Below are 13348 nucleotides of genomic sequence, written 5' to 3'. Positions count from 1 at the left end.
TTGTGAATCACGATCTCCGTCCGGAGATTCCGGAGATCCTACGGGCAGGATGGTTATGGCCTTATCCCTGATGGGGCGAGTTCTGTAACGCGACTGGTCGAACGCTTCCCGGCAGTCAGAAGCAACAACGCTCCAACCACGGCGGAGAGCATCGACGCCAGGAAGACGGCGATCTTGGCGGCAGCGAAATCCGTTGTCTCCGTGAACGCTTGCCCGGCGATGAAAAGGGACATCGTGAATCCTATTCCCGCGAGCGCGGCCGCGCCGAGCAATTGCTGCCAGGAGTATGCCTCCGGCTTGGCTGCAATGCCCAATCGAACGGCGATCGCGCAGGCTGCCATAATTCCAAGAGGCTTGCCGATGAACAGACCGGCGACGATCGCCAGCATCAATGGCCCATGATTTGCCAAAACCCCAGGGGTGATCTCGACGCCTGCGTTCGCGACGGCGAAGAGCGGCAGGATGAGATAGCTCGAACGTGTTGCCGCGTACCGAAGCAACCGATCTGCGGGAGATTCCAGTCGGTCATGTATGGCGTCGAGCGCCCTCAAGGCGCGAAGCGAGGGACCGTGCCTCAGTACATCGCCACGCTGGGCCTCGGCCGCGATGATCGTGTCGGCCTGGACGATGAGTGCCCTGAGGTTCGCTGGTGGTCGGGTCGGGATCAGGAGGGCAAGCGTGATCCCGGCCAGTGATGCGTGGAAGCCGCTGGCATAGACGCATGCCCACAGTGCCACGCCTAAGAGCAGGTACATGGACACTCGGTACACATGGGCTCGACTAAACAACCAGAGCAGAAACCCAAGAGCCATTGCGGCCAAGGCGTAGAGCAGGTTGAGTTCGTCTGAATAGAAGAGGGCCACGACCGCGATCGAACCGATATCGTCCACAATGGCCGCGGCAGTCAGGAATATTCGCAGCTCGACCGGTACACGACGGCCCATCATGGCGATGATTGCCACAGCGAAGGCGGTATCTGTCGCCATCGGGATGCCCCAGCCGTGCGTCCAAGGGCCGCTCGGTATCAGTAGCCAGTACATCAGCGCCGGAAGGATCATGCCACCGATCGCTGCGGCAATCGGCAAGACAGCCGTGGCGGTGGTCGCCAGGCGTCCGACGGTCATCTCACGCTTGATCTCAAGCCCGACCACGAGGAAGAAGACTGTCAGGAGGCCATCGTTGATCCAGTGGCGCAGCGACATCCCGAACGCTTCGGTTCCGATGATGAAGCCCACATTCTCATGCATCAGCCTTTCGAATGCGACACCGGCGGGCGAGTTGCTGAGGATGACCGCCACAATGGTTGCCAGCAGCAGAAGCACGCCTGCCGATGGCCCCCAGGCGACGAAGTCCAACGCGGCAGATTGCATGCGGTGACCGAGACGTCCAAGCATCGCGTCGGTCAACGAGCTTTCGTCCCAAGGTCCGTCGTAGCGACGATCATTGATGAAGAAGGTTGGTGTGAAACGAACTCCGCTGGCTTGAGCGCTTCGGATATCGGCATCGATTTTTGTGTTCGCATTTTGAGCCACAAGATCGGCCTGACGCGGCTCCTCGTTTTCCAGTCCGACTTCTCTCGTGACGACGATAATGTCTTCCTCAGTCAGTTGAGCGGACCGAGTCATCAACCTCATGTGGACTTTCCAGAACTCCTCGTTGCTGTGGGTGCTCTCGGCCAGTTCTGCAGCTCTGCGCGCAATCTCGCTGCCTGGTATCGGCAGGTGGCGAAAGACATAGCGTAGGCGATCTCCGAATTGTCCGCGAACGCGGGCAATCTCTTCATTTGCGGCCCTGCAATGGGGGCAGACGTAACTGCCGTACTCGACCAGGGTGACTTCGGCACTCTCATTGCCGAGAATATGGTCGGAACGCCCATCGACGGGGCGGTCAAGTCTGCCCGGAGGCTCCGGGTGGGTCATGGCCTGGTCCACCTCATCTCAGGATGCACCTTTCAGCGCGATCGAGTTCGTTTCGAGCGGCGGCCGATCGAGTGATGCCGCTACCGCGAACTTTACTGCTGCCGGGCGATGGGCGTTGTTAAATGAGGTTAAGTCCCGGAAAACTGTGTTGCTGCACGAGCGGCGCGATCAGATCGCGCCGTGGTGGAATTGACGGGGAAGCGACGGCGGAAGTCTCGTTGGCGCAAGGCGAAACCTACCGACGGGCAGGGTGCAGGATGCGCCCGTCAGGGATGACGATGTCATGCAGGTGCCGGTCCGAAGCACCGAGTCCCGGAAAAAGCTTCGAAGGCGTCCAGACGAAGCGGAATAGCCGCCTGCCGTAACAAGAGAATTCGGATCGCGAGCCGAGTTTTTCTATTTAGCGGGCTCTCGGTTTGAGCCCGTCATCGCTCACGAAGTTTCTTCAAAGTGCTGATTTAATTAATTTTTCTAGAATTTTCGGTCGAGCCTTGGCGCACTGGATATCGCGTTGGTTGGGCGTTTCTGTGTGTCGGAACAGACTGCCGCTATTCACCCCATGCCTCCTGCGTGCTAGCCTTCCCCATCTTGCTTCTTACTCGAGGAGGGCGCGATGACTTCGCTGCAGGCCAGGGATGTGCAGGAAAATCGGCCGCAGGGCGAGCAAGCCTGGGCCCTCACCACGGACAGTAAGGAAACGACAGAAGACGCACCCGGGATGACGATCTTCGTCCCGAAGGAAGAGACGTTCGGTGTGAAGGACATTATCGTCGGAGCCCTGGACGAACGTGGCGCGAAGATAGACGACGTCTATTTCAAGAGAAGAAAATACGCGATCTACGAGTCCGAAGGTCGGATCCTCATCCAATACGCGGATGACAGCGAAGTCGCCGACGAGCAGATTGCGACCTTGTCAGGGATTCTGCCGCTCAGGGACAGGCTGGACTATCTGAGCAAGCATTTTTCGTCCGGAAAGTTCTCCGAGTGCTACAAGGTGAAGACCGCCGAGGCCCTGCGCCTTGGCCTCGAAGGGCAGTGCGAGCCTGCGAAATTGACGATCCAGGAGGCGGTGGCTGATGCCACCGAGGCGCTCGCACGCTCGGGGCGGTTCGTCTACCTGGAATATGCTGCCCTCCTGCTCCTCATTTGGTACGGCATTCTGATCGCCGCCCAACATTTCGGTGTCCCGGAGATATTTGCACCAAAGGACAGCGCGCACGAATTCCTGCTGGTGCTGGTCGGGGGAGTGACCGGAGCCTTCCTCTCCATTGCCTTGGGGATCAGGGCCCGCACAGTACCGATCGACGGGGACAAAAGGGCGAATGCCACGGATGCGGCCCTGAGGATCGCTATCGGCGTGATATCGGCGGCGGCGATCTACAATCTCATGACGAGCACGGTCTTTCCGGAGATCAAGGTTGGAAGCTTTGTGCTGACGACCATCCACGGAAAGCCTGAACTGGCGTTCCTGGCGGGTTTCGCCGCGGGCTTCTTCGAGCGGTTCGTACCCGATCTGCTGGACAAGGGGGAACAGGCCGCCGCGCGGGGTGCCTGACTGCACGCTTCCGTCCTTTGCACGTCCCGGGAATGCGTCGATCCGCTCGAAGTCGAGCGGATCCGTGGCGACGTGTCCCGGGCAAAACGTCCGAAGGGCCGTGTTCCGCTCTTCTTGACTGGGGACGCTTTCCAATATTAGCTCACGCTTGAAACAGGTGGCGGCGATGAAGATTGCGACATTTGGGTCATGCCTATCGCGGTTCACGGCCATGAACTACGCCCGCATGTTCAGGGGCGAGATTGTCGGGGCCGTCTATCACAACCGTATCGACCGGTTTGTCCGGACCTATGTCCGAAACGAGGTTCCCGAGCTTCCGATTTCCGAGTTCGTCAAGGCGAACTACGACCAGTCGACTTCCAAGCTGAAGGTCATGGTCGACAACCAGATGATGAACGGGACGCTCGGCCTGCATGGCGTCGCGAAGGGGCGGCCGGGCTTCATGACCGCAATCGAGGAGCAACTCGATCTCGTCCTGCTCGACAACTACGTCGACATCATCGCCAGACAGTGTCATCTCCAGGGATACCCTTCAGGCGGAATTTTCGCCAACCCGAGGGAATTGCCCCAACTGCAGGGACGCCTGGTGCTCGATGCCGAGTACCTCGATATGAAGGAAGCGGTCGCTTACTGGGGGGAACTGATCAACTGGATACGGGCCCGCCAGAGGGGCACGAAGATCTTCTTCCTCAATTTTCCGATGAAGCATCACCACAACGCGCTCATGGCCGAGCGAACAACCGAGTTCGCTTCGCTCTTTGCGTCCAAGAGGGTCAACGTGGTGCCGTTGATGGAAGTGCCGCCAAGCCTCGTGAGAACGCCGTCGCATTTCTCCCCGGCCTATTACTCGATGCTTGCGGGCTACATCCGCTACGTCACCCGGCACAAGAGGAACGAGCAGCCGACCGCCGAGGAACGCGCAGACGACGTGCTGGTCGCCTGAAACAGGCGGCTGTCTTTCCCCCTGATCCGATGCGCAACACTGTTCGCCGCACGGGTGATTTGCGCTATAGACAATGGCATCATGACTCGCATCAACTGCATACCGCCGTCGGAACTGAGTGGCCCGCACCTCGTTGCCGAATACAGGGAACTTCCGCGCGTCTTCGCGCTCGTGCGCGCGGCCATCGAACGCGGCGAGAGGCCGGACGATCCGCGCAATCCGCTCGCCTACACCCTCGGGAAGGGGCATGTACGTTTCTTCTACAGCCGTCTTGGTTATCTCGCCGCGCGTCAGGCGGCCCTGATCGGCGAGATGGAGGCGAGGGGTTACAAGCCGACATTCAGGAATGCCGGGGCGCTGCTCGACGGCTTTCCGCCGGAGTGGTGCTCTGACTGGATCCCGGCGGAGGAGAGCGTCCAGATCAACCGGGCGCGAATTCTGGAAAGAACGGCCGGCGCTGTCCGCCTTCGCCAACCTTCCGCAGCGGAGTAAGGGCTGTCCTTCCCGGCGAGCCGTTGCGGCGATCGCGGGAGAGACGTGGCTTACCTACCGCATCGACGATCGCCGGCCGATCACTTCGCTGGACAGGAGACGTAGCAGGCGGGGCACCGCGTAGACATATCTCCTCCACAGCCGCTTCGGATCGGAAGCGAGCCGGTGGGCCCACTCCATGCCGATGCGGCGCATCCACAGTGGCGCACGCTTCTTCGCCCCCACGAGAAACTCCAGTGATGCGCCCACGCAGAAGCCAATGCCTCGCGCATCGGAGCGCATGGACAGCGCATGGGCGATCTTTTCCGATTGTGGCGAGCCGATCGCGATGAAGATGAAACGGGACGCTTCGCCCGCGGCGAACTCGACACAGGCCTGAAGTGCCGCGGTGTCATTCAAGACCCCGGCGGGCGGCACCAATGACCGGAAGCGGACGTTCGGAAAGGCGAGCTCCATGTCGCGTACGATCAGGTCGTTGGCTGCGATCAGGGTGACGCGATCTCCGTCCCTGATGACCGAGTAAAATAGGCGGACCGTCAGATCGGAGCCGGTCACCAAGGGCAGATCGAGTGACATCAGGCGCGCAAGGGCCGCGATTGGCCGGCTGTCACAAAGCGACATCCAGGCTCGATCGTAATACTGGGCCAGCACGCGGTCGCCATCGAGCCTCACCACATGATCGACATTGGGCGTCACGACATAGCGGAAAAGTGTGGGCTGCCTGCTGTCGCGGATGAGGTCGACGACCGATTCCTGCGCCATGTCGTCGAAGGGAGCGCCGAGAAAGTAGCGCCGGACTGGTTTTGCTGATGACGGGGTGTCGGTTGCCTGAATGCCTGCCACGCTCATTTGCCGCTCCCGAAGGATCGCCGCATTCCCAATCAGGGAATGCCGCAATGATGGCCGTGCCGTAACCGTTTGGATTTTTTCGATAATAGAAATGTCATCAGAGCGCCCCGGGCTCAATTCTCCTTGAAGCCATCAAATGGGCGTAGGGGAAGGGGCAGGGAGGATGGGACCGCGAAAAAGCATGCGTCCGGTTTACCCCAAGGTCTTAGGGCGTCGCATTGAGAAGGCCTGCCGCGGTGTCTTAGAGTCGTGGCGGCCGGAGGTATTCCCATGATCGAAGTGGCTGTGGTTTGGTTGGTGATCCTGTGTTCGGCCGCGCTCTCGGTCCCGATTGCGGTCTATGCGATCGAGTGCTTGGCCGGGAGCCTTCCGTCGCGGCGAGAACGCGTGCCGGACCGGCGAATTCGCCCCGCAATAGCCGTCCTTGTGCCCGCTCACGACGAGGAAGCCGGAATTTCCGAAACGCTTGCCAATATCCGCTCGCAGCTTGCGGTGGGAGACCGGCTTGTCGTCGTCGCGGACAACTGTCGGGACCAGACCGCGGCACTGGCACGCGCTGCAGGCGCCGAGGTGGTGGAACGCCGTGACGAGGAGCGCCGCGGCAAGGGATATGCGCTCGACACCGGGATCCGCCATCTGGCTGAAGCGCCGCCTGCAATCGTCCTTATCGTGGATGCTGACTGCCAGTTCGGCCCCGGAGCCATCGACCATCTCGCCGGCGCGGCCGCCGCGACCGGAAGACCGATCCAGGCGCGCAACCTGATGCTTGCGCCGAAGGGAGCGGGCCTCAATCTGTCGGTTGCCGAGTTTGCCTTCCTGGTCAAGAACCATGTGCGGCCACTGGGGCTCTACCGGCTCGGCCTGCCGTGCCAGGTGACGGGGACCGGCACCGCGTTTCCGTGGGAGGTCCTCGGCCACGCCAAGCTTGCGAACGCGAACATTGTCGAGGATGTGAAGATGGGGCTGGAGCTCGCATATGCCGGGCATCCCCCGCAATTCTGCGAGAAGGCCCTGGTGACGAGCTTCTTTCCCTATTCGAACGAGGGGGCGGAGACCCAACGGCGGCGGTGGGAGAACGGGCACCTTGCATTGATCCGGTCCGCCCTGCGATCGCTCTTCTACCCAAAGACATATCGGGGGGTAAACTACCTCGCGATGACGCTCGACATCATCGTGCCGCCGCTTACATTGCTTGCGGGTGTCGCCGTCGCGATGCTTCTCGTTTCTGGCGCCATATCGCTCGCGGGGCTCGGCGCCACGGCATTCTGGATTTCCATGGCCAACGTGGCATTGCTCCTTGCAGCCACATTCATTGCCTGGGCGGTTCACGGCAGGGTGGCCTTGCCCGCCCGCACGCTCGTCGGCGTGCCCGCCTACATCCTCGCCAAGTTCGCACGCTACCCGCGAGCCTTGCTGCACCGCTCGAATGACGGCTGGGTCCGGACGGATCGCACCAGGCCGGAGGAATCCTGAGGCCGGCACGACTGCGGGCGTCTCGCAAAGTTCTCTGTGCCTTCACCTAAAGACGCCCGCCGGTACAGTCCCGCACGTCTTTCCACACACCCTTGCTGCCTATCCGGTCTACCCTCGAAGGTGGCCCATGGCGTCCGCGTGATCACCATTGCGCGTAACACGGGCGTCATAGAGTTCGGGTAGTGGCTCTCCAGTCGGCACGGGCCGACGCTCATCGCCTCCCAGCGATTCCTTCCTGACGTCCTTGCCTGGTTCCCGATGCATGGGGCCGGGACGCTCTTCCGCACCTTTCAATTCCCATGGAGTACACGACAATGACATCGCTTCCGATCGTAGGCGCCGCAATGACCCTTCAGGACGTGGAGGCTCATCGCGAATGGCTTCTCGAAAAGCCGCGAGACCTGGAACTGCAGAGTTTCGTCGATGCCGAGATCCTCAACGGCGACTGGAGACCGCTGGCTGCGCGCGCAAGGTCGCTGCTCGATGGTTTCAAGGGACGGCTTGGCATCCACGGTCCCTTCTGGGGCTTCGTTATCAACTCGCAGGATCCCGATATCCGCGCAGTCGTCGCAAGGCGTCTCGACCAGGCCCTCGATGTCTGCGATACGATCGGCGCCAGCCAGATTGTGATCCACAGCCCCTACACGACGTGGTCCTACAACAATCTCGACAACGTTGCCGGCGAGCGCGAGCGAACCATCGAGAACACGCATCGTACGCTCAAGGCTGCCGTGCGCCGTGCCGAAAGCATGGGCTGCACCATGGTGATCGAAAACATCGAGGACAAGGATCCGCTCGATCGCGTCACCCTTGCGGACAGCTTCAACTCTCCAGCCGTCGCCGTCTCGATCGACACGGGACATGCGCACTACGCCCATGGCTCAACCGGTGCACCACCCGTCGACTACTACGTGAAGGCAGCTGGAAACAGGCTCCAGCACATTCACCTGCAGGATGCAGACGGCTATGCAGACCGCCACTGGAGCCTGGGGGAGGGCACCGTCAACTGGCGCGCCGTATTTGCGGCACTGTCACGCCTCGAGAGCAATCCCCGACTGATCATCGAGATCAAGGACAAAAGGAAGATTCCGGCCTCTGCCGCATTCCTCGCCTCCTTGGGGCTCTCAGAGTAGTCGTCAACGACGTCGTGCAAAGGCAGTCCCCGGCATCCGCGTGCGTGAGCACTGCCGGGGACTTTCCACGGGGCATGCCGGGTACAATTTAGATTTTCCTTTATTAATCAATGGGAAGTCTCTCCAGCCCGAATTGGGCAACGTTGTCGTACAGCCGTCACTCAGGCTTCATCGAAACGTTATCGACAGTTCATCCCACTGACATACCCCGACCCTAGACCGGCCAGCACGCCACAGGGCGGGACGGGAGGCGGCTTCCCCCACATCGCTGCCGCCCGACCGTCCAACCCGGGCATGAAATCGATTTCACCGAACCAGCCAAGGAGACATTCTATGGTTCTGTTGACACGCCGAAGCACGTTGGGCCTGGGGGCCGGAACTGCAGCGACCCTCATTCTTCCGCGCTTCTCGATCGCCCAGGCCGACAATCGCCCTTCCGTGACGATTGCGGTCCAGAAGATCACCAACAACGGCACGCTCGACACCCTCTTCGAACAGTCGAACGTCGGCGAGCGGGTGTTCTTCTCGAACCTGTGGGAAGGGTTGATCGCGCGTGACTGGCTCGGCCAGCAGGGACCGCTTGCCGGTCTCGCCACGGAGTGGAAGCGCATCGACGACAAGACCGTCGAACTGAAGCTGCGGGAAGGTGTGAAGTTCCACAATGGCGACGAATTGACGGCGGAGGACGTCGCCTTCTCGTTCAGCGCCGATCGCATGTTCGGTGACACGCAGCCGGCCGTCGGAAAGACCATCGATATCATGGTGCAGACGGTTGCTGCCGGCCGCACGACAAAGGAACTGCCGCCGTCCGTGCCCGCGATCGCGAGACGCGGCTGGCCGTCCCTGCGCGGCGTCGAGGTGGTCGACAAGTATACGGTCCGCTTCCACAACGGGACGCCTGACGTGACGATGGAAGGCCGTCTCTACATGTTCGGCAGCCAGATCATGAACCGGCGCGCTTGGGACGAGGCTGCGACCTATCTCGACTGGGCGAAACGGCCCGTGACGACCGGTCCCTACAAGGTCGCGGAATTCAAGCCGGACGTTTCGCTGACCCTCGTGGCTCACGACGAATATTGGGGCGGTCGCCCGCCGCTCAAGGAAATTCGCTTCGTGGAGGTCCCCGAGGTCGCCTCCCGCATCAACGGCCTGCTTTCCGGAGAGTATCAGTTCGCCTGCGACATCCCGCCGGACCAGATCTCGGCGATCGAAAGCAATCAGGGCTTCGAGGTTCAGGGAAGCACCATCCTCAACCACCGCCTCACCGTCTTCGACATACACCATCCGCAGCTCGCGAACCCGTTGATCCGCCGCGCCATGACGCACGCCATTGATCGCCAGGCGATCGTCGACGCTCTCTGGGCCGGTCGCACACGCGTGCCGCAGGGCCTGCAATGGGAGTTCTACGGCGAGATGTTCCAGTCAGACTGGCAGGTGCCCGAGTACAATCCCGAACTCGCCCGCAATCTCCTCAAGGAGGCAGGCTACAAGGGCGATCCCATCCCTTACCGCGTCCTCAACAACTACTACACCAACCAGGTCGCGACAGCACAGATCCAGGTCGAGATGTGGAAGCAGGCTGGCCTCAACGTCGAGATCCAGATGAAAGAGAACTGGGCACAGGTTCTGGAGCGCAACGATACCCGCGGCATGCGCGAGTGGTCGAACTCGGCAAGCTTCAACGATCCGGTCTCCTCGATCGTTCGCCAGCATGGCCCCAACGGCGAGCAGCAGCAGCTCGGCGAATGGACCAACAAGGAGGCCAACGAGATGTCGGTGATCATGGAAACCAGCACTGACATGCAGCAGCGCCGCAAGGCCTTCCGCCGCATGCTGGAAATCTGCGAGCGCGAGGACCCCGCCTATAACGTGATCCATCAGAACGCGACCTTCACTGCCAAGCCGAAGGCGATCAAGTGGAAGGCCGCGTCCGCCTTCGCCATGGATTTCCGCCAGGGCAACTGGAGCTAGTTCTCAATTCAACGTTCGTGTCGCGCCCGTCATCCGGCGCGACATTCCCTTTTCCAATCCGAAAGATGGAGGGCAAGATGCCATTGGTCGAAATCTCGAACCTCAGGGTTGCCTTCGACGGCGTCGCTGTGCTGCACGGCATCGATCTCGCAATCGAGAAGGGCGAGGCTGTCGGACTGGTTGGCGAGTCCGGCTGCGGAAAATCGGTTACCTGGCTTGCCGCGCTAGGTCTCCTGCCGAAGAAGGTGAGCGTGACCGGACAGGTGCTGCTCGGCGGGGACAACCTTGTCTGCGCGCCGCAGAAGCGGCTGGAAGGCGTGCGGGGCAAGCGCATCGCCATGATCTTCCAGGATCCTTCGAGCTCACTGAACCCGGTTATCCGCGTCGGCCGCCAGATCGAGGAATCGATCCGCCTCCACCGGGGTCTCTCCCGCGAGGCCGCGCGGATCGAAGCTCGCCGGCTTCTCGATCTCGTTGGCATTCCCGACGCCGCGCGGCGTCTCGACAATTTCCCGCACGAATTTTCCGGTGGACAGAACCAGCGCCTGATGATTGCCATGGCGCTCGCGGGGCGCCCCGACATGCTGATTGCGGACGAGCCAACGACGGCGCTCGACGCGACGATCCAGGCCCAGATCCTCGATCTGCTTGCTGACATCCGCGCCGAGACCGGGATGGCGATCGTGTTCATCAGCCACGACCTCGGAGCCGTATCCCAGATATGCGAGCGGATCTGTGTCATGTATGCCGGCCGGATCGTCGAAACCTGTTCGACCGAGAATCTCTTCCGCAATCCGCGCCACCCCTACACTCGCGGTCTCTTCGACGCGATCCCTCGGCTGGACGGTGGGCGGGAGCGCCTCGTTCCCATCGAGGGAACGGTTCCGGATCCCGCGCGGCTGCCGAAGGGCTGCGCCTTTTCTCCTCGATGCAGCAGGGTGCAGGACGAATGTCTCGCATCTCGGCCGCTTCTCGCCGGCATTGAGCGCGGACGGGCCGTCTCGTGCTTCCATCCCGTCGGAAGCGAACACGGAAACCGGCATAAACCGACCTTGCATCCGCACAACGAACTGGCAATGGCATGACGTCCACTCTTCTTGCGGCCAGCAATCTGGCCAAGACCTACAAGTCGCGCCGCGGCATGTTCGCGGCAGCCTCGGAAGTACGCGCCGTCGACGGCGTCACGCTGTCGCTCGACAGGGGCACCACGCTCGGAATCGTTGGCGAGTCCGGCTCCGGCAAATCGACCACGGGCCGACTGCTTCTGGGGTTGGAAGATCCGTCGGCAGGCAGCGTCACTTTTGCCGGCGAGCCGATGCCGCAGCGCAAGACCCCGCAATGGCGCAGCCTTCGCAAGCGCATGCAGCTCGTTTATCAGGATCCGCTCGCTGCCCTCGACCGTCGCCTGACGATTGGCGAGCAGATCGGCGAGCCGCTCGAAATACACGGCATCGGTTCGCGGGACGAACGCCGGGAGAGGGTCCGCGAACTGATGCACGCCGTAGGGCTGCGCCGGGACCAGGAGGACCGCTACCCGCACGAGCTTTCCGGCGGCCAGCGACAGCGCGTGGTGATCGCCCGGGCGATCGCCTGCGGGCCGGAACTTCTCGTCTGCGACGAGCCGGTTTCGGCACTCGATGTTTCCATCCAGGCGCAGGTGGTCAACCTGCTGCGCGATCTCCAGGCACAAACGCATGTTGCCATGGTCTTCATCAGCCATGACCTGAAGGTGGTTCGCAATGTCAGCGAGCGGGTCGCGGTGATGTATCTCGGAGGCATTGTCGAGGAGGGGGCTTCGGAGGATATTTTTCGCAAGCCTCTGCACCCCTACACGCAGGCGCTCGTGTCCAGCATTCCTGTTCCCGGTGCGGCGCTGAAGGACCGGATCATTCTCGAGGGGGAGCCGCCGAACCCTGCTGCACGCCCCTCGGGCTGCGCCTTCCATCCGAGGTGTCGCTTTGCCACCGCCCGATGCAAGACCGAGCGGCCCGCACTGGTTGCCGTCGACGGAAGTCGCCAGGTGGCGTGCCATCTTCTTGGCCCCGCAACAGTCACGTCGCGTGCGGGAGCGGCTCTGTAATGCTCGGCTACCTTTCCATCCGCATCATTCGCGCTCTCGTCACCATCACGCTTGTCGCGACTTTCGCCTTCGTGGTCCTGCGTCTGTCGGGAGATCCGGCAACGATCATCCTCGGCCCCGACGCCCCCATGCAGGCGGTCGAGAGTTTCCGCAAGGCCTGGGGGTTGGACCAGCCCATCTGGGTGCAATACATCCGCTATGTCGGCGCCATCTTCGAGGGTGATCTCGGCGTTTCCATGCGCGACGGCAGGTCCGCCATCGAGCTTGTCGCAGAGCGCATTCCCGCAACTCTTACGCTGACAATTCCGGCCCTCTTGATCAAACTGCTGATCGGCATTCCAGCCGGCGTCTATGCAGCCCTCCATCGCGACAGCGTCATCGATCGCCTGGTGATGTTCACGGCGATCATCGGCTTTACCATGCCGAGCTTCGTCATCGGTCTCATCCTGGTTCTGGTGTTCTCGGTGACCCTCGGCTGGCTTCCTTCGGGGGGGCAGCAAAGCTGGGTGCACGCAATCCTGCCGATTGCGACAATGGGGATCGGAGGCGCCGCCGTGCTCGCCCGCTTCTCGCGCAGCGCCATGATCGAGATCCTCGGGCAGCCCTATATTCGCACCGCCAGCGCCAAGGGTGTCGCCTGGGCGCGCGTGGTGCGCGGACACGCGCTGCCGAATGCGGCAATCCCGATTGTCACAATCGTCGGCTTCATGGTCGGAACGCTGGTGGCGGGTGCAGTCGTCGTCGAGTCGGTCTTCTCGTGGCCCGGTGTCGGGCGGCTGCTGGTCATCGCTGTATCGAACCGGGACCTTGCTGTCGTCCAGTGCATACTGCTTCTCGTCGCGGCCACGATGGTCGTCTCCAACCTGATCGTGGATATCCTCTACGGATACCTCGATCCGCGCCTGCGCGACACCCGCGCCAAAGCCTGAGTAC

11 protein-coding genes are annotated in these 13348 nt (G+C 61.8%); 9 read left to right on the top strand and 2 right to left on the bottom strand.

What is annotated here, in order from left to right:
- Positions 1 to 53: 53 nt before the first annotated feature.
- Entirely contained in the window at positions 54 to 1919 is a 1866-nt protein-coding gene (gene nhaA, locus F3Y30_RS15910) for a Na+/H+ antiporter NhaA (RefSeq protein ID WP_203423696.1), read from the bottom strand.
- A 613-nt stretch (positions 1920 to 2532) separates the two neighbouring features.
- Here nhaA and F3Y30_RS15905 point away from each other — a divergent pair.
- The 3 genes from F3Y30_RS15905 (at position 2533) to F3Y30_RS15895 (ending at position 4909) form a co-directional block, all read left to right on the top strand.
- The gene (locus tag F3Y30_RS15905; RefSeq protein ID WP_203423695.1) at positions 2533 to 3474 is read left to right on the top strand and encodes a hypothetical protein; all 942 of its coding nucleotides are present in this window, start codon (positions 2533 to 2535) and stop codon (positions 3472 to 3474) included.
- A 166-nt stretch (positions 3475 to 3640) separates the two neighbouring features.
- Positions 3641 to 4417, top strand: a complete 777-nt coding sequence (locus tag F3Y30_RS15900) for a hypothetical protein (RefSeq protein WP_203423694.1) — start codon at positions 3641 to 3643, stop codon at positions 4415 to 4417.
- 81 nt (positions 4418 to 4498) lie between these two features.
- Positions 4499 to 4909: a pyrimidine dimer DNA glycosylase/endonuclease V gene (locus F3Y30_RS15895; protein WP_203423693.1), complete on the top strand. Its 411-nt coding sequence runs from the start codon at positions 4499 to 4501 to the stop codon at positions 4907 to 4909.
- Between the two features lie 54 nt (positions 4910 to 4963).
- Here the strand turns inward: F3Y30_RS15895 and F3Y30_RS15890 are convergent, their stop codons facing one another.
- The gene (locus F3Y30_RS15890) at positions 4964 to 5758 is read right to left on the bottom strand and encodes a WecB/TagA/CpsF family glycosyltransferase (RefSeq protein ID WP_203423692.1); all 795 of its coding nucleotides are present in this window, start codon (positions 5756 to 5758) and stop codon (positions 4964 to 4966) included.
- A gap of 270 nt (positions 5759 to 6028) precedes the next feature.
- Here F3Y30_RS15890 and F3Y30_RS15885 point away from each other — a divergent pair, with 270 nt between their 5' ends.
- The 6 genes from F3Y30_RS15885 to F3Y30_RS15860 all read left to right on the top strand — a co-directional run bounded on the left by F3Y30_RS15885 (position 6029) and on the right by F3Y30_RS15860 (position 13344).
- A complete protein-coding gene (locus F3Y30_RS15885; protein ID WP_203423691.1) occupies positions 6029 to 7231 on the top strand; it encodes a glycosyltransferase family 2 protein in 1203 nt (400 codons plus the stop codon).
- A 314-nt stretch (positions 7232 to 7545) separates the two neighbouring features.
- Entirely contained in the window at positions 7546 to 8364 is an 819-nt protein-coding gene (locus tag F3Y30_RS15880; RefSeq protein WP_203423690.1) for a sugar phosphate isomerase/epimerase family protein, read from the top strand.
- Positions 8365 to 8697: 333 nt separating this feature from the next.
- Positions 8698 to 10335 carry an ABC transporter substrate-binding protein gene (locus F3Y30_RS15875; RefSeq protein WP_203423689.1) on the top strand — a complete coding sequence of 546 codons (1638 nt, stop codon included), beginning with the start codon at positions 8698 to 8700 and terminating at the stop codon, positions 10333 to 10335.
- Positions 10336 to 10412: 77 nt separating this feature from the next.
- Entirely contained in the window at positions 10413 to 11420 is a 1008-nt protein-coding gene (locus tag F3Y30_RS15870) for an ABC transporter ATP-binding protein (protein ID WP_203423688.1), read from the top strand.
- The gene (locus F3Y30_RS15865) at positions 11417 to 12415 is read left to right on the top strand and encodes an oligopeptide/dipeptide ABC transporter ATP-binding protein (RefSeq protein WP_203423687.1); all 999 of its coding nucleotides are present in this window, start codon (positions 11417 to 11419) and stop codon (positions 12413 to 12415) included. Before F3Y30_RS15870 ends, F3Y30_RS15865 begins: the two co-directional genes overlap by 4 nt.
- Positions 12415 to 13344 (top strand): ABC transporter permease, encoded by a 930-nt coding sequence (locus F3Y30_RS15860; protein WP_203423686.1) that lies wholly within the window; start codon positions 12415 to 12417, stop codon positions 13342 to 13344. Before F3Y30_RS15865 ends, F3Y30_RS15860 begins: the two co-directional genes overlap by 1 nt.
- Positions 13345 to 13348 lie beyond the last annotated feature (4 nt).

Origin of the sequence: Sinorhizobium sp. BG8 (assembly GCF_016864555.1) — a bacterium.
Classification (GTDB): Bacteria; Pseudomonadota; Alphaproteobacteria; order Rhizobiales; family Rhizobiaceae; genus BG8.
This window is presented reverse-complemented; position numbering and strand designations above follow the sequence as displayed.

Coding starts and splice junctions, on each gene's coding strand:
- nhaA (WP_203423696.1), bottom strand. CDS start 1,919: ATGACCCACCCGGAGCCTCCGGGCAGACTTGACCGCCCCGTCGATGGG.
- F3Y30_RS15905 (WP_203423695.1), top strand. CDS start 2,533: ATGACTTCGCTGCAGGCCAGGGATGTGCAGGAAAATCGGCCGCAGGGC.
- F3Y30_RS15900 (WP_203423694.1), top strand. CDS start 3,641: ATGAAGATTGCGACATTTGGGTCATGCCTATCGCGGTTCACGGCCATG.
- F3Y30_RS15895 (WP_203423693.1), top strand. CDS start 4,499: ATGACTCGCATCAACTGCATACCGCCGTCGGAACTGAGTGGCCCGCAC.
- F3Y30_RS15890 (WP_203423692.1), bottom strand. CDS start 5,758: ATGAGCGTGGCAGGCATTCAGGCAACCGACACCCCGTCATCAGCAAAA.
- F3Y30_RS15885 (WP_203423691.1), top strand. CDS start 6,029: ATGATCGAAGTGGCTGTGGTTTGGTTGGTGATCCTGTGTTCGGCCGCG.
- F3Y30_RS15880 (WP_203423690.1), top strand. CDS start 7,546: ATGACATCGCTTCCGATCGTAGGCGCCGCAATGACCCTTCAGGACGTG.
- F3Y30_RS15875 (WP_203423689.1), top strand. CDS start 8,698: ATGGTTCTGTTGACACGCCGAAGCACGTTGGGCCTGGGGGCCGGAACT.
- F3Y30_RS15870 (WP_203423688.1), top strand. CDS start 10,413: ATGCCATTGGTCGAAATCTCGAACCTCAGGGTTGCCTTCGACGGCGTC.
- F3Y30_RS15865 (WP_203423687.1), top strand. CDS start 11,417: ATGACGTCCACTCTTCTTGCGGCCAGCAATCTGGCCAAGACCTACAAG.
- F3Y30_RS15860 (WP_203423686.1), top strand. CDS start 12,415: ATGCTCGGCTACCTTTCCATCCGCATCATTCGCGCTCTCGTCACCATC.